This window comes from Arthrobacter sp. FW306-06-A (assembly GCF_021870055.1).
Taxonomy (GTDB): Bacteria; Actinomycetota; Actinomycetes; order Actinomycetales; family Micrococcaceae; genus Arthrobacter.
In genome coordinates, this window is record NZ_CP084552.1 from 1,564,936 (window position 1) to 1,590,444 (window position 25,509).

Annotated in this window: 10 protein-coding genes; all 10 read left to right on the forward strand. The window is 66.8% G+C overall.

The window, feature by feature from the left end; genetic code table 11:
* Positions 1-103 precede the first annotated feature (103 nt).
* Entirely contained in the window at positions 104-6,274 is a 6,171-nt protein-coding gene (locus LFT49_RS07220) for an Ig-like domain-containing protein (protein ID WP_237430157.1), read from the forward strand.
* A 120-nt stretch (positions 6,275-6,394) separates the two neighbouring features.
* Positions 6,395-7,633 (forward strand): IS256 family transposase, encoded by a 1,239-nt coding sequence (locus LFT49_RS07225; protein WP_373993376.1) that lies wholly within the window; start codon positions 6,395-6,397, stop codon positions 7,631-7,633.
* 157 nt (positions 7,634-7,790) lie between these two features.
* A complete protein-coding gene (locus tag LFT49_RS07230) occupies positions 7,791-13,904 on the forward strand; it encodes an Ig-like domain-containing protein (RefSeq protein WP_237430159.1) in 6,114 nt (2,037 codons plus the stop codon).
* A gap of 83 nt (positions 13,905-13,987) precedes the next feature.
* Positions 13,988-14,959: an AAA family ATPase gene (locus LFT49_RS07235; protein ID WP_236801784.1), complete on the forward strand. Its 972-nt coding sequence runs from the start codon at positions 13,988-13,990 to the stop codon at positions 14,957-14,959.
* Between the two features lie 70 nt (positions 14,960-15,029).
* The gene (locus LFT49_RS07240) at positions 15,030-16,373 is read left to right on the forward strand and encodes a DUF58 domain-containing protein (protein WP_236821663.1); all 1,344 of its coding nucleotides are present in this window, start codon (positions 15,030-15,032) and stop codon (positions 16,371-16,373) included.
* Positions 16,370-18,931, forward strand: coding sequence for a transglutaminase-like domain-containing protein (locus LFT49_RS07245; protein WP_236801786.1), 2,562 nt, complete (start codon positions 16,370-16,372; stop codon positions 18,929-18,931). Before LFT49_RS07240 ends, LFT49_RS07245 begins: the two co-directional genes overlap by 4 nt.
* Complete coding sequence (locus tag LFT49_RS07250; protein WP_237430160.1) at positions 18,931-20,703, forward strand: RDD family protein; 1,773 nt, start codon at positions 18,931-18,933, stop codon at positions 20,701-20,703. The genes LFT49_RS07245 and LFT49_RS07250 overlap by 1 nt, the downstream gene beginning before the upstream one ends.
* Positions 20,700-21,671, forward strand: a complete 972-nt coding sequence (locus LFT49_RS07255) for a PP2C family protein-serine/threonine phosphatase (protein WP_237430161.1) — start codon at positions 20,700-20,702, stop codon at positions 21,669-21,671. Before LFT49_RS07250 ends, LFT49_RS07255 begins: the two co-directional genes overlap by 4 nt.
* Positions 21,658-23,691 (forward strand): FHA domain-containing protein, encoded by a 2,034-nt coding sequence (locus LFT49_RS07260; protein WP_237430162.1) that lies wholly within the window; start codon positions 21,658-21,660, stop codon positions 23,689-23,691. Before LFT49_RS07255 ends, LFT49_RS07260 begins: the two co-directional genes overlap by 14 nt.
* Positions 23,688-25,466, forward strand: a complete 1,779-nt coding sequence (locus LFT49_RS07265) for a serine/threonine protein kinase (RefSeq protein WP_237430163.1) — start codon at positions 23,688-23,690, stop codon at positions 25,464-25,466. The genes LFT49_RS07260 and LFT49_RS07265 overlap by 4 nt, the downstream gene beginning before the upstream one ends.
* Positions 25,467-25,509: the final 43 nt, after the last annotated feature.

Sequence of the window (25,509 nt, forward strand, 5' to 3'; positions counted from 1 at the left end):
CTGTTTATCCACTTGTTGGTGAATTAGCGGTACTGTTGTGCTGCCCGGCGTCCATGGAAGCCGGGTCCGGCTGTGAGCCAGAAATCTGGGGGAGATTCTACGAATGAAACGCCGCGGACAAACGCGCGCCCAAAGCACTGCTGCCGGCCTGCCCAAGCGCCGGTTTTCGCGCCCCCGGTGGTTCCCTGGTACTGCGTTTGGTGCTGTGGTGGCTGTTGTGGTGACGGGTGCTGTGTTGTATCCGGGGTTTAAGACCACTGAGGTGGAGTTGAATGACGGTGGCGTGTGGGTGGTGTCGAAGTCGAAGAATGCTGTGGGGCGGTTGAATTATCCGTCGCGGGTGTTGGATGGGGCGGTGACGCCGGCGTCGACGACGTTTGATGTGTTGCAGCATGCCGGTGAGGTGTTTGTTGATGATGAGACTGGTTCGACGTTGAATCAGGTGTCGCCGGCGAATATGCGTCTTGGTGGGGATAAGCAGTTGCCGGGGGCGGCCGATGTGAGTTTTGGTGCGCGGACGATTTCGGTGACGGATGCTGCGTCGGGGAAGGTGTGGGCGGTGTCGCCGTCCACGGTGAATGGTTTTGATAAGGAAGCGTCCGAGCCGGTGATGGTGGGTTCGGAGGGGATTGTGTCGGCGGTGGGTGCCGATGACCGGATTTATTCTGCGGATCCGAAGACCGGGGTGGTGACGGTGACGGGGGTGGATGCCAGTGGGGCGGTGACGTCGTCGGAGTCCAGTGCCTGGGATGGTCTTAAGGGTGCGGGGGATTTGCAGATGACGGTGGTGGGGGACCGGCCGGTGGTGTTGGATGCTGCGGCGGGGAACCTGTTTTTGCCTGGTGGTAAGAAGTTGGCGTTGGAGAATGCGCGGGAGGCGAGGCTGCAGCAGGCCGGGCCGGGCAGTGATGTTGTGGCGGTGGCGACGCGGTCGGCGTTGTTGGAGCAGCCGTTGGGTGGGGGGACTGCGAGGACGGTGACCTTCGATGGTGAGGGTGTTCCGGCTGCTCCGGTGCAGTTGGGTGGTTGTGTGCATGCGGCGTGGTCGGGGGCGAATAAGTATGTCCGGGATTGCGTCAATGATGGGGACGATAAGAAGGTGGACGTGCCTAAGGCGAGTGCGTCGCCGTCGTATGTTTTCCGGGTGAACCGGGATCTGGTGGTCCTCAATGATGTGAATTCGGGCAATGTGTGGCTGGTGAACCAGAACATGCAGCTGGTCAACAACTGGGACGACGTCATCCCGCCCAAGGAAACCTCCGATGACGCGGACAAGGACTCCGCCGACGAAGTCCAGCAGACGGTCCTGCCGGACCGCACCAAACCCAACAATGCCCCGGTGGCCAAACCGGACCAATTCGGCATCCGTGCCGGCAAGACAACCATCCTGCCGGTGCTGGACAACGACTCCGACCCCGACGGCGACGTCCTCACCGTCCGCACCCCGGAAGGGGTGAAGGCGGGTGCCGTGTCGCCCATCTACGGCTCGACAGGCCTGCAGATCGCCGTACCCGCTGACAAAACAGGCAGCGAGACCTTCAAGTACACGGTGGACGACGGCCGGGGCCTTTCCGCGTCGGCGGACATCACCCTCAACATTGTCCCGCCCGGCACCAACACGGCGCCGCGGCAGAAACCGAACCGGAACACCACGCTGGTGGTCCAATCGGGCAAGGCCGTCACGCAAAATATCCTTCCGGACTGGATGGACCCTGACGGCGACGACCTGTTCGCCGTCTCCGTGTCCAGCAGCGACCCCCTGGACCAGGCCCGCATCCGCCCCGACGGCCAGCTCACCTTCCAGGATTCCGGCTCCGGTCCCGGCCGGAAGGTCCTGACCGTTTCGGTCTCGGACGGACAATCCACAGCGGAGGGGAAGATCACTGTGGATGTCAGGAGCCCCGGCGCCCTGCCGCCCATCGCCAACGCCGACCACGTGGTGGCAGTAGCAGGCAGCGACACCGTCATCACGCCGCTGAAGAACGATTCGGACCCCCAGGGTGGGACCCTGCGGCTGGCGCAGGCCAGCCCCGACGCTGAATCCACTGCCACCCTCAACCCGGACCAGCAGACCTTCACCTTCAACTCCCGCACCCTCGGGGCGCACTACGTCAGCTACCTGGCGACCAACGGTCCCGCCAGCGCACAGCAATTGGTGCGCGTGGATGTGGTGCCGGGCACCGACGAGGGAGCGCCCGTTGCCGTCCGCGATACCGCACTGCTGCCCACCGGCGGCGACGTCCTGGTAGACGTCCTTGGCAACGACTTCGACCCGTCGGGCGGGGTCCTGGTGGTGCAATCCGTGACCGCCGACGCTGGACTGCCGGTGAGCGTCGCGGTGCTTGACCACTCCGTGGTGAGGATCACCGACATCCGCGCCGAAGGCCAATTGACCGTGCGGTACACCGTGTCCAACGGCCGCTCCTCCGCCATCGGCGAGATTGCCGTGCTGATGGTCCCTGCCCCGGCCAAGCTCCAGGCACCCCAGGCAAAGCCGGACGAGGCCACGGTCCGGATCAACGACGTCGTCACCATCCCTGTCCTGGCCAACGATTCCGACCCCAACGGCTCCAAGCTCACCCTGCTGCCCGATCTTGCCCAGCAGCCTGACGCTGCCGACGGGCGCATGTTCGTGGCGGGCGACCAGCTACGGTTCATCGCCGGGCCCGAGGCAAAAACCGTCTATGCCATCTACAAGGTGCAGAACGCATCCGGGCAGGTGGACTCCCAGCAGGTCACCATCCGCATCCGCGCCCGCGACGATGACCGGAACACCCGGCCCGAGCCGCGCAACCTGACCGCCCGCGTCGTGGCAGGAATGACGGTCAAAGTACCCGTGCCCCTGGACGGCATCGACGCCGACGGCGACTCCGTCCAGCTCATCGGCATCGACAAGGCACCGGCCATGGGAACAGCCGTGGTGCGGGACGGCTACCTGGAATTCACCGCCGCGGGCGATGCTGCGGGCACCGACAGCTTCACCTACCGGGTCCGCGACCGGATCGGTGCCGAGAACACCGGCACCGTCATTGTCGGCATCGCCCCGCTGGAAGCCAACAACCAGAGACCCATTGCCGTGGACGACGCCGTCGACGTCCGGCCCGGCCGCAAAGTGGCCGTGGAGGCCCTGGCCAATGATTCAGACCCCGACGGCGATCCCCTCAGCCTGGTTTCCGACGGTTTCGAGGCCGCACCCGAACTTCAGGTCGAGGCAACGGACGGCGCCAAGGTGCTTTTCACCGCTCCCGCGGCCGCCGGCAACGAAAGCATCAGCTACCGCATCCAGGACGACAAGAAGGCCTCCGCCAGTGCGGTGATCCGCATCCGGACCAGCCCGGACGCGGAGCTCAAACGGCCCGTGGCCAAGGATGACCGGGTCACGGTGGCCGAAACCCTTGGCAAGACCGCAGTGGATGTACCCGTCCTGAAGAACGACTCCGATGCCGACGGCGTGGCCGCAGACCTTAATATCAGCCTGCCCGACGGCAACCCCAATGCCCGCGTGGGCGGCTCCGGCAACCTCGTGGTGACGCTGACCGCGGAGGACCAGCTGATCCCCTACACCGTGACCGACGTGGACGGCCTCACCTCCACGGCCCTCATGTGGATCCCCGGCCAGGGTGCGCAGTACCCCACCCTGGCCAAAACGGAGCCGGTCGAAGTCATGTCCGGCAAGGACATCACCCTGGACCTCGCCGAATACGTCCGGGTCCGCAACGGCCGCACCGCCAGGGTCACCGTGGCTGATTCGGTGCGGGTCCAGGGCGGATCGCCGGAGGGCGTCATCCAGTCCGACGGCAAGGCCCTGCGTTACACCGCGAAAGCCGATTATGTGGGCCCCGGCTCCATCACGTTCGAGGTGACGGACGGCTCCGGACCGGACGATGGCGATGGCCTGAAAGCCACGCTGGTAATCATGACCAAGGTGATCCCGGACCCCAACGCCAACCACCCGCCCACCTTCAGCGGCACTTCGGTGGACGTTCCGAAAGCCGAACAGGCAACGGTTGACCTGGCCGGGCTGGCCAAGGATGTGGATGAACGGGACAAGGACAACCTCCGCTTCGAACTGGACGGGACGCTTCCGGCCGGGTTCAAGGCAAAGGTCGACGGCGCCACGCTCGCCATCACTGCCGACGGTTCCCTTGGGATCGGCGTCACTGGAAATATCCAGGTGAAGGTCACCGACGGCAGGTCACCCGCCGTGGGCGCCACCATCACCGCCCGCCACGTCGCCTCCAACCGGCCCCTGCCCGTGGCCAACGATGACGTGGTGGACAAAGCCAACGCGGGGAAGACGGAACAGGTCAACGTCCTGGCCAACGACTTCAATCCGTTCCCGGACACACCCCTGCGGATCATTGGCGCCACCGTGGAGACCGGAGCCGCGGCCGGACAGCCGGCGGTGGCAGGCGACAGCATCACCGTTACCCCGGCTGACGGGGACAAGGGCGTCATGGTGGTCCGCTACACCGTGGGGGACAAAACGGGCGACCTGTCACGCCAGGTCGACGGGCGCCTGCGGCTCACCGTCCGCGGCAAGCCCGATGCGCCTTCGGCGCCCAGCGCCACTGACGTCCGCAGCCGCACCGCCGTGCTCAAGTGGGCGCCGCCCTCGGACAACGGCGCCCCCATCACCGGGTACACGGTCCGCTCGAACAACGGTTTCGAACAGAAGTGCCCCACCACCACCTGCACGTTGAGCGGACTCACCAACAACGTGAAGTACGTGTTCACGGTGCTGGCCACCAACGAGGTGGGGGATTCCGCTGCTTCCCCGCAGTCCAACGAAATCCGGCCTGACGAAAAGCCGTCCCCGCCGGAGGCGCCCACGGTCAAGGCCGGAGACAAGACCATGGCCATCACCTGGCCCGCTGCCAAGACAGAGGGCTCGCCGGTGAAGCACTACAACCTGGAGATTTCACCGCCGCCGGCCAGTGGGGTTGCCGTCAAGAACGAGGTAGCCGGGCTGAACTACACCTGGACCGGCCTCACCAACGGTGTGAAGTACAAAGTGCGCGCGCAGGCTGTCAACGAACTCGGCCCGTCCGACTGGGGGACCTACTCCGCAGAAGACAACCCGGCCGGCCTGCCCGCCGCACCTGCCGCACCGTCGTCCGCCGTCGCATCCTCCGTGGGCACCCAGAACCAGCTGCGGGCCACCTGGGCCGAACCCAACACCAATGGCGACCCCATCAGCACCTACTACGTCACCATGAGTGGCGGAAACGCCGCGGACCAGACGCAGGCCGTGCCAGGCAACGTCCGTACCGCCAACTTCACCGCCAACAACTCCGAGGCCGCCTATACCTTCACCGTGCAGGCGGAGAACAAGGCCGGCAAGGGCGCAGTCAGTCCGCAGTCGGCGCCCCGTCGCGCCACCGGCAAGCTCTCCACTGTCTCCGGAGTGACCGCCACGCCGGCGAATACCGGGGGAGCAGGACGTGCGGTGACCGTGGACTTCCGCAAACTGACCGCGGCGGAACGCAACGGCTCTGCCGAGAACGAGGTCAGTTACACCTACAACGCCAGCAATGGCGCCCGCGGGCCCATTACGCCAGGGCAGATCATCAGCGGTTTCAGCAATGGAACCGCCGTCAGCATCACCGTGATCGCCAACTCCACGGTGGCACCGAGCTCGGACAGCAGCGCACCCGCCACCACCACGCCCTACGGATCCCCGGGCACGCCCTCGGCTTCCGGACAGGACGGGGCCGTCAACCAGAAGTCGGCAACCCTCAACTGGTCCTCACCGTCCACCAGCACCAATGATGTGGCGCAGACCAAGATCAGGATCAACAACGGCGGGTGGGAGAACGTGGCCGCCTCCGGCAGCAGGACGGTCAACACGGCCAACTTCGGCGACACCGTCACCATCGCAGTCCAGACCTTCAACTCCATGGGTACCGGCAGCGCAGTGGCCACGGCCAGCGCCAACGCGGGCAAACAGGGGCTCTGGGAAACCAGGATCAAGACCTCCGACCCCAACTTCGTCCGGAGCTGCACGTTCACGCTGGGCGGGTCCAACTACCGGCCAAGTCCCTACTTCGACTGTGACGGCGTCAACGCCGACAGCCCGCCGTGGTTCTACAAGGCTGACCAGGACCGCATCATGGTGGCGTGCTACATCGACCAAAGCGACAACTGGTCCGGCAACGGCATCGTCCGTTGGTGGCGGGTGGAATCCGGTTCGGCACGCAACGTTGGCCGCTACGTCATCGCCGGACACACCACGCTGGCCGATCCCGCCGCGCTTGGGGCACCGCATTGCTAGGCCCCATGCCCGGTGGCGGCCCGGGCAGATGTCCCGGGACTGTCGGAATAACGGTGGATCCGCGGTTGGCCTGACACGCCGGGTGTTGCCTGGCGGGGAGGACTGATCATGAGCGGAACCATGGATCCCATGGCGACTGATTTGGATCAGCAAGAGTTAGCGCAGCAGTTCCTGGCCCAGGCGAGGGAGCAGGGCATCGACCTCGTCGGGCCTGACGGGCTGTTGAACCGGTTGACGAAGAACGTCCTGGAGACCGCTCTGGAAGCGGAAATGGACGAACACCTCGGCTACGAAAAACACGACGTGTCCGGGCGCGGGAGCGGGAACTCCCGCAACGGCACCCGCACGAAAACCGTGCTGACCGAGATCGGGCCCGTGGAGATCGACGTGCCGCGCGACACCGGCTCCACGTTCGATCCGCAGATCGTGAAAAAGCGGCAGCGCCGGCTGACCGGTGTTGACGAGATTGTGTTGTCACTGAGCGCGAAAGGGCTCACGACCGGGGAGATCGCGGCGCACTTCGCCGAGGTGTTTGGCGCCAGGGTCTCCAAGGACACCATCTCGCGGATCACGGAGAAGGTCATCGGGGAGATGACCGAGTGGCAGAACCGGCCCCTGGACCGGGTCTACCCGGTGATGTTCATCGACGCGATCCACGTCAAGGTCAGAGACGGGCAGGTCACCAACCGGCCGGTCTACGTCGCGATCGGCGTCACCCTCAACGGTGAACGCGACATCCTCGGGCTATGGGCCGGGGACGGCGGCGAAGGGGCCAAGTTCTGGCTCTCTGTGCTGACCGAAATCAAGAACCGCGGTGTCGAGGACGTCTGCATCACGGTCTGTGACGGGCTCAAGGGCCTGCCCGAGGCCATCACTACCGTCTGGGCCCTGGCGGTGGTCCAAACCTGCATCGTGCACCTGGTCCGCAACACCTTCCGGTATGCCGCCCGGCAATACTGGGACGAAATGTCCAGGGACCTCCGCCCGGTCTACACAGCACCCTCCGAGGCCGCGGCGAAGGAACGCTTCGTCGAGTTCTCCGGCAAATGGGGCAAGCAGTACCCGGCGATCATCCGGCTGTGGGAGAACGCCTGGAGCGAGTTCGTGCCATTCCTGGACTACGACGTCGAAATCCGGCGGGTCATCTGCAGCACCAACGCCATCGAATCCCTCAACGCCCGCTACCGGCGCGCGGTCAGGGCCCGGGGCCACTTCCCCACAGAGCAGGCGGCCCTGAAATGCCTCTACCTCGCCACCCGGGCACTAGACCCCACGGGCAAAGGCAGGGCACGATGGGCCACACGATGGAAGCCGGCGCTCAACGCCTTCGCCATCAGCTTCGACGGAAGAATCAACTAAATGCCAACCGTGGATCCACCGAAAATCGGACAGTCCCGATGTCCCCATCGCGGGTTTTGCGCGGGTTCGGTACTCTGTCCCGGGGGAAAGCAAGCCTGCTGCCTGTCCTGCGAACAGGCCGCCATTCGGCTACATAATCTGAGGGAAAAGTAACGCTGTGACAACTCTGCTGGGGAAGCTTGGGCTGAAGAAGCGACACAAAAAACTGGCCACCGGTACTGCGTTTGGTGCTGTGGTGGCTGTTGTGGTGACGGGTGCTGTGTTGTATCCGGGGTTTAAGACCACTGAGGTGGAGTTGAATGACGGTGGCGTGTGGGTGGTGTCGAAGTCGAAGAATGCTGTGGGGCGGTTGAATTATCCGTCGCGGGTGTTGGATGGGGCGGTGACGCCGGCGTCGACGACGTTTGATGTGTTGCAGCATGCCGGTGAGGTGTTTGTTGATGATGAGACTGGTTCGACGTTGAATCAGGTGTCGCCGGCGAATATGCGTCTTGGTGGGGATAAGCAGTTGCCGGGGGCGGCCGATGTGAGTTTTGGTGCGCGGACGATTTCGGTGACGGATGCTGCGTCGGGGAAGGTGTGGGCGGTGTCGCCGTCCACGGTGAATGGTTTTGATAAGGAAGCGTCCGAGCCGGTGATGGTGGGTTCGGAGGGGATTGTGTCGGCGGTGGGTGCCGATGACCGGATTTATTCTGCGGATCCGAAGACCGGGGTGGTGACGGTGACGGGGGTGGATGCCAGTGGGGCGGTGACGTCGTCGGAGTCCAGTGCCTGGGATGGTCTTAAGGGTGCGGGGGATTTGCAGATGACGGTGGTGGGGGACCGGCCGGTGGTGTTGGATGCTGCGGCGGGGAACCTGTTTTTGCCTGGTGGTAAGAAGTTGGCGTTGGAGAATGCGCGGGAGGCGAGGCTGCAGCAGGCCGGGCCGGGCAGTGATGTTGTGGCGGTGGCGACGCGGTCGGCGTTGTTGGAGCAGCCGTTGGGTGGGGGGACTGCGAGGACGGTGACCTTCGATGGTGAGGGTGTTCCGGCTGCTCCGGTGCAGTTGGGTGGTTGTGTGCATGCGGCGTGGTCGGGGGCGAATAAGTATGTCCGGGATTGCGTCAATGATGGGGACGATAAGAAGGTGGACGTGCCTAAGGCGAGTGCGTCGCCGTCGTATGTTTTCCGGGTGAACCGGGATCTGGTGGTCCTCAATGATGTGAATTCGGGCAATGTGTGGCTGGTGAACCAGAACATGCAGCTGGTCAACAACTGGGACGACGTCATCCCGCCCAAGAATCAGTCCGAAGACCAGGACCAGGAATCCGCGGACAACAACACCATCAACGTGCTGCCGGACCGGACCAAACCCAACCGGCCGCCGGAAACCAAGCCTGACGCCGTGGGCGTACGCCCCGGCCGCACCACCATTCTCAGCGTCCTGGACAACGACTCCGACCCCGACGGCGACGTCCTGACGGCCGCCGTGGCGGCGGACTCCGGACCCAAGTCGGGCAGCCTGGAAAGCATCTACGGCGGCACGGCCTTCCAGATTACCGTCCCCGCGGACGCCAAGCCGGGGACGGAGACCTTCAACTACAGTGCCTCCGACGGGCGCGGCCTGTCCGCAACCGGCCAGGTCACGCTCAGCGTCGTGGGACCCGACGAAAACAAGCCGCCGAAGTTCAAGCGCGGCGAGGACACCACCATGCTGGTGGAACAGGGCAAGACCGTCAGCCAGAACATCCTCACCGACTGGATCGACCCCGACGGCGACGACCTGGTGCTGCTGGACGCGAAAGCCGGCAACGAACAGGACCAGGTCAAGGTCCGGCGCGACGGCCTGCTCACCTTCCAGGACTCCGGGGCAACCGCCGGCAAGAAGAACGTCCAGGTCACCATCTGGGACGGCCGCGCCACCGTCACCGGCAAGGTGGTGGTCAACGTCCAGCCGCCCGGCGCCCTGGCGCCCGTGGTCAACGCCGACCACGTCACCGCCGTCGTAGGCCAGGACTTGGTCATCTCGCCACTCAAGAACGACGTGGACCCCAACGGCGGCGCCCTCCGCCTGGCGCAGGTGGAAGCCAACGGCCCGGCCGAACTGGGCCCCGTCACCGACGGCGGCACCTTCACGTTCCGCAGCAGCACCCCCGGGCCGGTCTACCTCACGTATATCGCCAGCAACGGGCCGCAAAGCAGCCAGGGCCTCATTCGCGTCGACGTCGAATCCGGCAACGACGGCGGGGACCCCGTGGCAGTCCATGACGTGGCACTGATGCCCACCGGCGGAAGCGTGCTGCTGGACCCCTTGGCCAACGACTCCGACCCCTCCGGCGGGGTGCTGGTGCTGCAGTCCGTGAAGCTTCCGGAGAACGCGACAGTTTCAGTCAGCGTGATCAACCACAGCGTCCTGCGGATTACCGACATCCTGGGGACCAAGGACCCCATCCTGTTCGAATACACCATGTCCAACGGCAAGAAGTCCGCCACCGGGAGTGTCTCCGTGGTACCCGTCCCTGCGCCGGCCGTCGTGGAGGCCCCGCAGCCCAAACCGGACGAAGTGAATGTCCGCGTCAACGACGTGGTCACCATCCCGGTCCTGGACAACGACACCCACCCGCAGGGCCAGGAACTGAGCGTGGACCCGGTCCTGCCGCAGTCCGTTGACCCCGCCGACGGAAAGAGCTTCGTCTCGGAGAACACGCTCCGCTTCATCGCGGGCGCCCAGCCCAAGACCGTGCGTGCCATCTACAACGCCGTGGACCCCCAGGGCCAGAAGAGCGCCGCAGCCGTCACCATCCACATCCTGCCGCTCGAAGGCGCCGAGAACTCCAGGCCCCAGCCGCGCAACCTGACCGCCCGCGTGGTGGCCGCCGGCACCGTCCGGATCCCCGTGCCCCTCGACGGCATCGACCCCGACGGTGACTCCGTGCAGTTGACCGGCATCGACAGCACCCCTGCCATGGGCACCGCCACCGTGGGCAGCAACTTCATCGACTTCACTGCCGCGGGCGACGGCGCCGGGACCGACACTTTCCGCTACAAGGTGGTGGACCGCCAGGGTGTGGCAAATACGGGCACCGTGACGGTGGGCATTGCACCGCGTGGTGAGATCAACCAGAAGCCAACCCCGGTTGATGACGAAGTCCGGGTCCGGCCGGGCCGGCAGATCGCGGTGGACGCCATTGCCAACGACACCGATCCCGACGGCGACCGCATCCGCATCCTCACAGACGGCATCGAGGCCGACCCCGCTCTGCAGGCCACCGTCAGCAAGAACAGTGGCCGCATCATCCTCCTGGCACCCAACGAGGCCGGTACCGTCAACGTCCGCTACACAGTTGCCGACGACCGCGACGCCACCGCCCAGGCCACCATCCGCCTGGTGGTTGACAATGATGTGCCCCTGAAGGCCCCGATCGCGCGCGACGACAGGGTCACCTCGGCCCAGGCCATGGGCAAGACGGCCGTGGACGTCCCCGTCCTCAAGAACGATGAGGACCCGGACGGCGTGGGCGAAAACCTGAAGATCAGCACCGAGGCCACCACCGCACGTCCCGGGGGCAACGGCAACGTTCTGGTGGACCTCACCGAACAGCCCCAGCTCATTCCATACACCGTCGAAGACGTGGATGGGCAGCAGTCCACCGCGATCATCTGGGTCCCGGGCCTGGGCCAGCAAGTTCCCACCCTGGCCAAGGACGAGGTCATCGAAGTGGTCGCCGGGCAGTCCGTCGACGTCGACCTGAAGGAATGGGTCAAGGTACGCGAAGGCCGCTCGCCCCGGCTGACCCAGGCGGACCGGATCAAGCTCATTGGGGCCGACGGCGGCGATCCCATCATCCGGGACGGTGCAGGCCTTAAATACTCCGCGGGAGCTGACTATGTCGGCCCTGGATCACTCACCTTCGAGGTGACCGACGGTACAGGACCCGATGATCCGGCCGGTCTCAAGTCGACCCTCAGCATCCGCACCAAGGTCCTGCCGGACCCCAACAAGAACAACCCGCCGGACCTGCTGGGCGCCACCGTGGACGTTCCCAAGGGTGACTCGGCCAGCACCGACCTCGGAAAGCTTACCTCCGATCCCGACCAGGACGACGTCGAGAAGATGAAGTATGAGATGGTGGGGGACTCTCCCGGGGGCTTCAACGCCCGGATCGAAGGCAACACGCTGAAGGTTTCGGCGGCAGACTCCACGGCAACCGGGACCCGGGCGGCTGTGCAGGTCAAGGCGACGGATCCGCGCGGGCTTGAAGCGACTGCCACCTTCCAGCTTTCGGTGACCGCTTCGAACCGGCCCAAGCCGGTGGCCAACGACGACGTCGAACCAAACGCTGCCGCAGGAAAGCCCGTGACCATCAACGTCCTGGCGAACGACGCCAACCCATTCCCGGAAACTCCGCTGAAGATCATCGCAGCCAACACGGAAACCGGCAGTGGCAACGTGGGCGTCAACGGTGACTCGATCACCGTGACCCCTGCACCTGGCTTCACCGGAACCCTGGTGGTGGCGTACACAGTGGAGGACAAGACGCAGGACAGCTCCCGGCACGCTACGGCCCGGGTCCGGCTTACGGTCAAGGACAAGCCGGCCTCGCCCACCACTCCGCAGGCCCAGAGCGTGGGTGACCAAACCGCACTCCTCAACTGGTCCGCGCCCGCAGACCGCGGTTCAGCCATCACCAAGTACACCGTGTACGGGGAGGGCGGCTTCCGGCAGGACTGCCCGGCCAACACCTGCACCCTGAACGGCCTGACCAACAACACCACCTACCACTTCCAGGTGACGGCCACCAACGAGTTCGGTGAGTCTGAGCGGTCCCCGGCCTCGGCCGATGTCCGCCCCGATGTGAAGCCGGATACCCCTCTCGCGCCGGCGCTGAAGTTCGGCGACAAGCAGCTGACGGTCGCCTGGGCCGCTCCGGCCAGCAAGGGATCGCCCGTGAAGTCCTACGACCTGGAAATCTCGCCGGCGCCTGCTGGCCAGAACGCCCAGATCCAGGGGCTGACGTCGGTCAACTACGTGTGGAAGGGCCTGCAGAACGGCGTGTCCTACAAGGTGAGGGTCCTGGCCAGGAACGACGCCAAGGATCCGTCCGAGTGGAGCCCTTATTCGGCGGCGGAAGTTCCCGCGGGAGTGCCGGCAACACCGGCTGCGCCAGGCGTGGCACAGGCCACGCCTGTGGGTTCCCAGAGCCAACTGAGGGTGGTTTGGTCGGCGCCCAATAACAACGGTGATGCCATTTCGGCCTACACCCTGACCACGCTTCGGGGCGGAGCTGCAATCTCAAGCCAGCAGGTTACGGGGACGTCGCAGAACGTGACCGTGGACAACTCCGAAACCAACTACACCTTCACTGTGTCTGCCACCAACAAGGCCGGGACGAGCGCCACCAGTGCGCAGTCCGCCGCGATCCGGGCAGCAGGAAAGCCCGGCACTGTGAACGCTGGGACTGTCAAGGAGAACGGGACCAGCGGTCAGCTCGATGTGACGTTCACGCCCCTGACGGAGGCGCAGCGCAACGGGTCCACCGCGTCAGAAATCGCATACTCCTACAATGCCGACGGCAAGACCGGGGCCATTAGGGCAGGCGGTGGAACCATCGGTGGGATGACCAACGGCCGCGACATCACCGTGACCATCATTGCCACGTCCACGAAGAACAACATGTCCGGTGACGCGAAGGCAATCGGTACTGGCAACCCCTACGGTCCTGCCAACGCCCCGAACGTGAACGGCACCACATCGGCCAAGGGTGATGGCCAGGTGCACTGGACCTGGAATGATCCCGCGACGAACGGCAGGCCGCTCAGCTACTACGAGGTGAGCATGGATGGCGGCGGCTGGCAGAACGTTGGCAAGGCGAACAAGTTCGACGCCGGAGCCGGCGGCTGGAACCAGAGCCACAAACTGCGGGTCCGCGCATTCACCGTCACGGCCGGCGCAATCGGCGGACCGGTCACCTCGACGTCCGGCCCGGACAACACCCCGCCTCCGCCAACGGACTGGAACGTCACGGCCAGCCCGACCCGAAGCTGTACCGAGCCCAGGAAGGGAACGGACAGCTTCGTGGCGGGCAACCCGTCCCAATGCAACGGCGAGGGCATTTGGCTTGATGCCGGCGCCTACTCCCGGGCCGACCGCTACCAGGTCTGGTACAAGACCTCGAATAACCCCAGCGGCATCTGGTATCACCTCAGCGACGGGATGGCCAAGGGCAACTGGCTCCGCTGCGACACCTCCAACGTTGGCTGCAACCCGCCAAACGGCATGCCAAACCGCTAGCAATTTCCAGCATCATCTCGCATCAGTGGCACTCGAAAAACCGGGCTCCACCAACACCTGAACCAATAAAGGAAGCGCACCCTATGACCATGACCATCGAGCAGGCCGAGTGGTTTGCCGACACATTCCAAAAGCTGGTTGCCAATGTGGGGCAGGCGGTGCTGGGCAAGGAACACGTCATCCGGCTGACCTTCACCGCGATGCTGGCCGAGGGCCACGTCCTGTTCGAGGATGCGCCGGGCACGGGCAAGACCTCCCTGGCCCGGGCCCTCGCCGCCACCGTGCAGGGTTCCAACAACCGCATCCAGTTCACCCCTGACCTCCTTCCCTCGGACGTCACGGGCGTGACCATCTACGACCAGAAGACGCAGAAGTTCGAGTTCCACAAGGGCCCGATCTTCAACAACATCGTGCTGGCCGATGAAATCAACCGCGCCTCGCCCAAGACCCAGTCGGCTCTCCTCGAGGTCATGGAGGAGTCCCGGGTCACTGTGGATGGCGTCACCTACTCCGCGGGCCGCCCGTTCATGGTCATGGCCACCCAAAACCCCATCGAGCAAGCCGGCACGTACCGCCTGCCCGAAGCCCAGCTGGACCGCTTCCTGATCAAGACATCCATCGGTTACCCGGACCACGCGTCCACCGTCCGCCTCCTGGGCGGCAGCAACCTGAAGGACCGGTCCAAGGACCTGTCCGCCGTCATCACCACCCAGGCGGTGGCGGACATGGCGGACCTCGCGGCAACGGCACACATCGACACAGCGGTGCTGGAGTACATCTCCCGCCTGTGCGAGGAAACCCGCAACGCTCCCGAAACCAGGCTCGGCGTCTCCGTGCGCGGCGCCCTTGCCATGGTGCGGGCCGCCAAGGTGTGGGCCGCCTCGCAGGGACGCAACTTCGTGCTGCCGGATGACATCAAGGAACTGGCCCCCGTGGTGTGGACCCACCGGTTCGTGATGGACCCCGAAGCCGAGTTCTCCGGTGCCACCGCAGAGGCCGTGCTGACCAGGATCCTGGCCGACGTCGCCGCACCGCAGCAGCGCACCAACGCCTGACCGGCTGGCTGCAGCCCGGCGCTACAGCCGCCACCACTCCATCCCAGCGCAACAACGAAGGCACACCCTTATGTCCGACGGCACGTCCAGCGGCACCCCGTTGACCCGGCTCACGGAGCGATTCCAACAGCTCTTCCACCGGAACGGCCGCCCCACCCGCCTGCACCCTGCAGCGGTATGGTCCGAAGCCAGCAGCACAGCCCTCCAGGCCCTGACACCAGCCTGGCGGGCCGTCCGCGACACCTGGCTGAAGTATGCCTGGCCGGTGCTTTCCGTAGTCAGCATCCTGGGCTGGTCCGTCCTGGCCGCCGCCATCCTGCTCTGGACCACGGGCCAGGCATTCGGCTGGCAGGAAGCCACTGCGGCCTCCATTGCTGCCTTCGCCATGTTCGTGATCGCGGTGGCCTTCATCCTGGGCCGGTCCTCCTACGGGGTGGTCCTGGACCTGGCCCGCACGCGGGTCGCGGTGGGGGACAGTGCCGTGGGCAGCATTGCCGTCTCCAACACTTCCGCGCGGCCACTGCTGCCGGCCGCGCTGGAACTGCCCGTGGGCAGCACCACCGCGGTGTTCCACCTGCCGCGGATGAAGCCCGGGCAAGTCCACGAGGACCTGTTCACCATCCCCACCGCCCGGCGCGCCGTCATCGTGGTGGGACCGGTCCGCTCCGTCCGCGCAGACCCACTGCACCTGCTGCGCCGCCAGGTCCTCTGGACCGAGCCGGAAGACCTCTTCGTCCACCCACGTACCGTCGCCTTGGCAGGCTCGGCCGCAGGCTTCATCCGCGACCTCGAAGGCATGCCCACCACAGACCTCTCCAGCGCCGACGTTTCCTTCCACGCACTGCGCGACTATGTGCCGGGGGACGACCGCCGGCACATCCACTGGAAGACCACCGCCCGCACCAACAAGCTGATGGTGCGCCAGTTCGAGGAAACGCGACGTGCCCACCTGGCCATTTCGCTGTCCATCAACACCGAGGAATACGCCTCCGAAACCGAGTTCGAGATGGCCATCTCGGTGGCTGCCTCCATCGGCCGCCAGGCCATCCGCGAGCAGCGGGAACTGGATGTCCTGACCCAAAAGGGGCCCCTGCGCTGCGAAACCGGCCGCAACATGCTGGACGACATGACACGGATCGTCGGCACTCCGATGCGCCGCACCGCCGTCGACCTCGCCCGGACCCTGGCCGACACCGTCCCCAACGCCTCCGTGGTCTTCTTCGTGGTGGGCAGCAACGTCACGGCGACCCAGCTCCGTTCCGCCGCCGCCTCGGTACCGCCCGGCGTGCGAAGCCTGGCCGTACGGGTGGAAGCCGGGGCGGCCCCCACCCGGGCCAACATCGCAGACCTTACTGTCCTGACGCTCGGCGACCTGGCCGACCTTGCCATCGTGCTGAGAAAGGCGGCCGCATGAGCACCGCACCGGGCCGTTCCCCACAGACGTCCATCCCGCCCACCCGTACCCGCCGGAAAACTGCCGCCCATGAGTCGGCTTTCGCTGACGGGCAGCCGCTGTGGCACTTCCTGCTCGACGCCGGCGCCCTGGTGGTCCTGCTGGGCCTGGGCCTGCTTGGCTTCGGCCTGAGCTTCGGCGGCGACCCCTATTACCTGCTGTCGGGTTTCGGGGGCATCATCCTGGGCCTGGCGATTGGGGCGGCGAACGCCCACCTGCGCCTGGGCCTGCTGATTACCACTGCCCTGGCGCTGGCAGCGTACCTGGTGCTCGGCACCTGGCTGGCCGTGCCGGACGCCGCCATCGCCGGCTTCGTCCCCACCCTGGACTCGCTGCGCACCCTGCTGCTGGGCGTCGTCTTCGCCTGGAAGGACATGCTCACCGTGGGCGTACCGGTGGGCACGGCGGGCGGCGTGCTCATCGTCCCGTTCCTGAGCTCGTTCATCACAGCCCTCCTGGCCGCGCTCCTGACCTGGCGGCTCCGCAGCCCCTACCTGCCCCTCCTGCCGGTACTGGTCCTGTTCGTCACGGGCATCGCCTTCAGCACCAACGCCGCGTTCTTGACCCTGGAACGCGGAATCGGCCTGACCGTCCTCGGAATCGCCTGGGCAACCTTCCGCCGGGACGCCCTGCGCCGGAACAGCACCAAGCGGGTGGCGGTGAACAACCCGCAAAATGAAAGTTCCACTGCGCGGCGGGCCAGGATCCGCCGGCTGGGCATGGCCGCCGGCGTCATCGCCGTCAGCGTGGGAATTACCGCGGTGGCTGTCCCGCTGGTCAGCGCCGGCGAGGACCGGAAAGTTCTCCGCAACGTGGTGGTGCCGCCGTTCGATCCCAAGGACTACATCACCCCGCTCGCCAGTTTCCGGACCTACGTGAAGGACAAGAAGGACGACACCCTGTTCGTAGTCAAGGGCCTCCCGCGCGATGGCCGGGTGCGCCTGGGAGCCCTGGATGCCTTCAACGGCACCAACTACAACATGGACCCCAACGGCTCGGGCAACTTCAGCAAGGTGGGCGACGCCAAGTCCATCAATACGCTCGCCGACACGTCCGGGGTAGTGCCCACCAACGACTACTCGATCAGCATCAGCATCGAGGACTACCAGGGCTTTTTCGTGCCCGGCGGCCGCAAGACCACCGGCATCAGCTTTGACCAGTCCGGCTCCGCCGCGGCTGCCGGCCTCTACTTCAACCCGGGATCCGACACCGCCGTCTCCACCAGCGGGCTGTCCAAGGGCGACTCCTACACTGTCCAGGTCTCCGATCCCGTCAAGCTTGAGCACGGGCAGCTGACCCAGTACGACTTCGCCAAGGTCTCCCTCCCGGACCCCCTGGAGGTACCGCCGGTAGTAGGCTCACAGGCCAACGACCTGTCTGCCGATGCCCCGACGGCGATCGACCGGGTGCGCCAGATCGAGGCGCATTTCCAGAAGACCGGCGCCTTCAGCAACGGCCTGGTGAGCGAGGGGCAGCTGCCCAGCGTCTCGGGCCACGGCTCCGCCCGCATCCGCAGCCTGCTGACCGCCAAGCAGATGCTCGGCGACGACGAACAGTACGCGGTGGCCATGTCCCTGATGCTGCGGCACCTTGGCATCCCGTCCCGCGTTGTGATGGGCTTCTACCCGGAGCCGACCAGCCCCGAAAACGGTGCGGGCGAGGTAAAGATCACCGGCAAGGACGTCCACGCCTGGGTGGAAGTGGCGTTCGAGCGGGTGGGCTGGGTCAGCTTCGATCCCACCCCGCCCAAGGACAACATCCCCATCCCGCCGGACCCCGAAAGCAAGTCCAAGCCCAAGCCGCAGGTGCTGCAGCCGCCGCCCCCGCCGCAGGAGCCGGCGGACCTGCCGCCGGACTCCTCACCGGACGCGCTGGACGCGGACCAGAAGAAGAACAATCCGTGGCTGTTCTGGGGCGCGCTCCTGGGCGCCCTGGGCGTCGCCGCCATTCCGCTGGTCATCCTGGCACTGCCGCTGTTGCTGATCGCTTTGCTGAAGGCACGACGGCGGAAGTCGCGTTTCCGTGACGGCCACCCCGCCCAGCGTGTGGGCGGAGGTTGGAACGAGGTGGTGAGCCTGGCGACGGACCTGGGTGCCGCCGTCGACACCCGTTCGACACGGCGCGAAAGCGCCGCTGTCCTCGCCGAGGCTTTCCCCGCAACCTCGGGGACCACCACCATGCTGGCCCGCCGTGCGGACGCGTCAATCTTCGGGGCCGGGGAACCGACGGAGGAGCAGGTCCGGGAGTACTGGACGATCGTTGACGGGTCGCTCAAGGAGATGACATCCGGGATGGGCTTCTGGCGCCGGCAGCAGGCGCGGTTTTCGCCGCGCTCGCTGCTCGCCGACGCCCGGACGGCCATGAACTCCGGCAGGAGCCTCAAGCTGCGCGGCGGCCGATTGGCATTGCCGACGGTCCCTGGGATCCTTGCCGCACGCCGCCGCCGAACGTCCGGCAATGCTGATGCGCCGCCGCCCCGGGAGCAAGAACCCACCCAGCAAGGACCAAGCCAGCAGTGATGCCCGACGCCGAACGCTGCCCCCGCTGCCAGCAGCAGATCCGTGCGGGGGCCACCTTCTGCACTGCCTGCGGCGCGCCGCTGCCCAACCGGGCGGCGCGCCGCACCCGCACTCCGGACCCGCTTCCCGATCACGGCCCCAGTGCTGCCAGGGAGGCGCGCCCCGAGCATGCGCCGGGGATTCCCGGTACTATCCCGGTAGTAGAAAGGCCCCCGGCAGGTCAGCCGGCGGGCAGCGCATTGACGGGCCCTGTACGCACGGGCTCCGGGCCGGGCAGGACCGGAGGTTCCACGAAGGTGGAAACCGCTCCAGGGGGAGGAACGGGAATGGCAGTAAACCTTCAGCTTGTTCCGGCTACGGCGGGCAAGCGGCTTGGTGCTGCCGTCATTGACTGGCTGCCCGGGGTGGCGGTGCTGGTGGTGACGTTCGCCATTGGCTTTGCCGGCATCACGCGGACCAGGAGCGGCGGCTTCATTGTCTACGACACGTCGTCCCTGGTGCTTTTCGGCGGCATCGGCCTTGGCCTGACCCTGGCCTACCTGTTTGTCGTCCTCGGGCTGGAGGGCCGCAGCGGCAAGACGCCCGGCAACCTGCTGATGGGCATCCGCAGCGCGGACCAGGACGGCTACGCGCCCGGCGCCGGAGCTGTGTTCCTGCGCGGTCTCATTACCGGAGCCGGCGTCCTGCTGGCCTTGCTCGCGGCGGTGCTGGTGGTGGTGTTCAAGTGGTTTGACGTTGCGTTGTTCATTCTGGGGCCGCTGGTCCTGGTGGCTGCCGTCTGGGCTGTGCTGGTGGTTGTTTCCTGCACATGGGACAAAAACGGCGGGCTGCGCGGCTGGAATGACACCGCGGCCAAGACCTTGGTTTTCGACGTCAAAGCGGGCCGGGACCCCATCACCACGGGTGGCATCCAGGGGCCCTACAGCTTCGCGCCCTTGGACCTTCCGCCCGTCCAGCAGGTGCTGTCCCCGGTGGCCGGAGCTAAAGCGCCGCACGCGGCAGGATCCCGGCCATCGGCGTCCGGGGTATCGGCGTCCCCAACAGCTTCATCCCAGCCACCGGCATCCTTCACGCCGGCACACTCCGCGCCGGCGCCCGTCGCGCCCCAGCCTGACGTGACCCAGGCCGCGGCGCCCCCGGCAGTTGCAGCCCAGGCACCCCAAGCACCTGCGCCGTCGGCCGCACTGCCATCCCAGACCATGCCGTCCCAGACCATGCCGTACACCTCGCCGGCATCCTTCGCGACGCCGGCCGGTGGCACGCCCGCCGATAGCGCCCCTGCTGCTGGTGCCCAGGTTTCGCCGGTAGGCTTCGAGCAGGCTAGCGCGCAGTCCTTTGTGCCTGCCGGCGCTGCCTCCGGTCACCGGATGCCCCCACCGCATGTGGACGACGACGTCGAACGCACCCAGGTGCGCCCCGGCACCAATCGGCCGGCCCAGGCCGCAGTCCTGCGCATCCGCCTCGACGACGGCAGGGACTTCCAGCTGGACCGCAGCGTCCTAGTGGGCCGCAACCCCGTGGGACAGGTCGGGGAACAGCATGCCCAGCTGCTGGCCGTGGACGATCCCGGCCGCTCCATTTCGAAGACGCACCTGCACCTGCTCACCGACGGCGCAGGCATCTGGGTGACGGACCGGCACTCAACCAACGGAAGCGCCGTCACCACCCCGGACGGGCTGCGCACCCCGCTGGTGCCGGGCGTCCCCACCTTTGTTACCCCGGGATCCAGCGTGAATTTTGGAGACCGTACCTTTTACCTAGGACAGGCATGAACCAGCACCCCGCCAGTGTTTCCTCCACCATCCAGCCGGGGCCGGGCCTTAGCCTCTCCTGCGGCTACGGGACGGACAGGGGGCTCCGCCGGGAGCTGAATGAGGATTCGTACATAGCCGCCGATCCAGTCTTCGCCGTGGCCGACGGCATGGGCGGCCACGAAGCCGGCGAGATTGCCAGCGGCCTGTGCGTGCGTGCCCTGGCCGAGATGCCCCAGGTCACCACGGGGGAGCGGAACATCACTGCGTCCGTCCTCCAGCAGCACCTGGTCCGCGCCGACGCCTCCATCCGTGAAGCCGCCGGTGCCCGCGCCGGTACCACGCTGACGGGCGCGGTCATTGTGGAACAGATGGGCATGCCGTACTGGCTGGTGATGAACATCGGCGACTCCCGCACCTACCGGCTCAGCCTGGGACGCTTCGAGCAGATCAGCGTGGACCACTCGGAAGTCCAGGAACTGGTGGACGCCGGTGAAATCACCCCCCAGGAAGCCACCGTCCACCCGCGCCGGCATGTGGTGACGCGGGCCTTGGGCACCGGGGATGAGACGGAGGCGGACTACTGGCTCCTCCCCGTCGAGGAAGGCGACCGCGTGCTGGTCTGTTCCGACGGCCTGACCGGCGAACTGGCAGACGATGACATCCTCCGGATCCTCAGCACCGTGCCAGACCCGCAGGACGCCGTGGACGCCCTGATCCAGGCGGCCCTGCGCAACGGCGGCCGTGACAACGTCACCGCCATCGTGGTGGACGCCCGCAACGTGGCGAACGACGACGGCGCGGGCACCACGGCGCCCCGCCACACCACCGCTGACGGGGACGAAGTGACGCTGCCGCGCCCGCAGTCCTCCGAGGCTGTGACAGAATCGTTGCCCGAACCGCTGGTGGACGGCACGGCATTGGAAGCAAGGACCGCGCTGACTGACGGCACTTCGCTCGAGGGAGAGCCGGGCGATGACCGGCGCTAGCTACATTCCCGGCTGCTGGTTGGGCATCGTCCGGTCCCGCACCGCAGTCCTGCTGGGACCGGAGGCGCCCGCTGAACTGGCCGGTGCACTGTGGGAACTCCTGGCCGGCCGGCCCGAACCGCACGAGGTCCTCGCTGCCGTGACCAGCAGCTCCGGCGGGTCCCTTACTCGCATTCCGTCCTTCGCCATCCTCGATTTCAACGGATCGCTGCGGGTGTTCCTGCGCGGCGCCGTCGACCTCACCATCGAACAGCCCGGCGGAGCCGTGGACCTTGACGGCAGGGACGTGACCACCTGGAACGAACGCAAGTTCGTGGTTCCCGGCACGTGCAGGGTCGGCATTGCGGACGGTGGCACCGAAGGCAACGGTGGTCCACAGAACGCTGCGGGCCCCGAACTGCCGCTGGGCGAGGGCGTGGTGCTGCTGCGGTCCCTGACCTTTGGGGCACCCTCTGGTCCGGCTGCCGTCGATGGCCCCGCCGCCGTGGATGGCGCGGCGGACGGGAAAGGCCCGGCGGCTGCGAACGGTAAGGACGCAGCCCAGAGTTCCACCGCTCCCGACGGGCCATTCGCAGTGAACGCTGCCGGGGAAGTGGACGGCATGGGCGAAGTGAACGGTATCGCCGACGCCATCCATGGTAACGAGACAGTGGTGGGGGTCATTGACGAGGACCTGGACATGGACCAGCCCGAGGACCCTGCCCCTGACTTGAACGACGAATTGGACGCTGACGCTGACTTGAACGACGACCTGGATGGGGAACGCGCGGAAGAAGCGAACCGGCCCCAGGCATTCGCCGCCGAGGCTCTTGAACGCGAGGCTCTTGAACCAGACGGCCTTGACCCAGACGCCACCATCGCTCCGGGCGCCATCATTGACGCTGATGATGAACTGCTGGGAGCACCTGCCACTTTGGGACCGGTTAGCGACGGACCGGCGGGGCCCAACGGGTTGGAAACGGACCCAGGCGACGCCGCTCCGGCGGAGGAACTCACCAGCTCCTACGACCACCTCTGGGACCGCACTGTCATGCGGAACATTGAGGACGCAGCGGTGCGCGAGGAACCCGACGCCGACTCCGGCCACGTGGTCCCGCAGCAACCACCAGCCCTGCCCGCGGCCGAACCGCTGGCCGCCCTTGGTTCGGCGGAGGATGCCAGCCCGCAACTCCCGGCAGCCGGCTCCGGGCCCGCAGGGGATCCCCGCGCGGACGAGCCGGCAGCAATTGGCCCGGACACCGGAGCAGCGCCGCCCACGCCGCGCCCTGCTTCCACGGGCCTCATCGATTCCGTGCCCTGGCGTACCGGCGGAGCAGCGCCAACACCCACCCCGGAACCTGCCCCATCGCCAAGCCCCGGCACGACACCGTCACCGGCAGCTGGGCCCCCCGCTTCAACCGACGGCGGACCCGCCGGCGCAACCCAGGGACCACATCAGGCCCAGCCGGAGGTTGGCTTCGATCCCGACCACGATGGCCAGACGGTCATGAAGAGCAGCCTCCCGGGAGCAGGTCCGGGCCTGGCCGCGAACCCGTCGGCCGCGCAGCGGGATGCAGGCGACGGCCCGGTGGTACTGGCCCGCGTATGTTCACAAGGCCACGCCAACCCGCCCACCCGTGCCCAGTGCAGCGCCTGCGGTGCCGCACTGCTGCCCGATGCCGTTCAAGTGGCACGTCCCCGGCTGGGCCGGATGCGGCTGTCCACCGGCGAACTGCTGGACCTGGACCAGTCAATGGTCATCGGCCGCCAGCCCTCCGTATCACGGGTCCAGGGCGGGGTCATGCCGCGCCTGGTCCAGGTGGCAAGTCCCGGCGGTGACATCTCACGGTCCCATGTTGAGGTGCGGTTGGAGGGCTGGCACGTCATGCTTTGCGACCTCAAAGCCACCAACGGCACCGTCCTGGTCCGCGAAGGCCAGCCGCCGCGCCGGCTGGCCCAAAACGAGATGGCCATCCTGCTCGACGGCGACATCGCGGAGCTGGGCGACAACATCTCACTGCGTTTTGAGGAGATTCCGTGAGTTCCAAACGGCCCGTCGCGCCGCCGCCCCGCATTCCGGGGTTCACCTACATCAGCCTGCTGGGATCCGGCGGCTTCTCCGACGTCTACCTGTACGAACAGGACAGGCCGCGCCGGAAGGTGGCGGTCAAGGTACTGCTCTCCGACCTGAAGACGGAGGGCGCCCGCCGGCGGTTCGAGTCCGAGGCCAACCTGATGGCCCAGCTGTCCTCGCACCCGTACATCGTCACCATCTTTGAAGCGGAAGTAACCGACGACGGGCACTCCTACCTGGCCATGGAGTACTGCTCCCGGCCCAGCCTGGACGTCCGGTACCGGCGGCAGCGCTTCAGCGTCGACGAGGTCCTGGCGGTTGGCATCCAGGTGGCGTCCGCCGTCGAAACCGCCCACCGCGCCGGCATCGCCCACCGCGACATCAAACCCGCCAACATCCTGGTCACGGACTACAACCGCCCGGCCCTCACCGACTTCGGCATTTCCGGCACCCTGGCCGGGGACGCGGACGATGACTCCGGAATGTCCATCCCGTGGTCGCCGCCGGAGCAGTTCCGGGACGGCCCCGTAGACGGCATCATGGTGGACGTCTGGGCCCTGGGCGCCACGCTCTACACGCTGCTGGCCGGACGCTCGCCCTTCGTTATGCCCGGGGCGGATAATTCGCAGCGCGAGCTGATCAACCGGATCAGCAACACGGCCCTGCCGCGGCTGGGCCGGGCCGACGTGCCCGAGTCCCTGGAACTGGCGCTGGCCACGGCCATGGCCAAGTCACCGCAGTCCCGGTACTCGTCGGCCCACGCCTTCGCCCTGGCCCTGCAGCGCATCCAGGCCGAGCTCAACCTCTCGGTCACGCCCTTCGAGGTCCTGGAGGAGCCGCAGCAGGACGAGGGCCACCCGGACGACGGCACCGAGGAGACCCGCGTCCGCAGCATCGCCGCCATCGACCCGGAAGGCACCGGCAGCGCCCCCACCTTCCCGGCACGCACCCGCCCCAACACAGCCGGGGCCAATCATCCCGGGGCCGCAACCGACGCGACGGGACGCAGGACAGGCGCCGTCCCGCCGTCGTCCTTCACCCCTGCAGCCCCCAGCCAATGGCGGCCTGCCCCGGCCGTTCCTTCCATCCCGGCAAGTCCGACAGGACCACCGGGCTCCACCGGAACACCAGTAGCCGACGGCGACGGGCAGGGGGAGTGGGCCCAGTCCACCATCCTGCGCGGCAGCCCGGGAGCGGTGAACTACGGTGCGCCGGTAACCGACGCCGGGCAGGACGCCTACACTGCGGACGCAACAGTCCAGCGGGCCGTAAAAGTGGACGAGCCGCAGGCGGCACCGGAAGCAGACCACGGGAAACGCAACCTGTTGCTGGCAATCACCGGCGGCACCCTCCTGGCGCTGGCGGCGGTGGTGGGCATCGTGGTGGCCAACGCCGCCCCGGGCCCGCCCAAGACCGTGGCCACCCAGCAGGTGACCAAGCCCCCCGCGGACGCTTTGGACAACGGCACGGTGCCCGACGTCGAAGGCCTCAAGGGATCCATCGGCGGCGACGGGGAGGCCAGCTTCACCTGGACCAACCCGCAGCCCAAGGAAGGGGACACCTACAAATGGAAGGTGTACACCATGGGCGGGAACAGCGCTGAATTCCACGCAGTGGATAAGCCACCGGTCAAGATCCGGCCCAACCCGACCGGGCAGACCTGCATCCAGGTGATGATCGTCCGCTCCGACGGCGCATTCTCACCCATGGAGGAGAACTCCATCGCCTGCACCGGCCAGTGATGTCACTGCGCCGGCACATGGCATGCCGGCATCGGCACGCGGC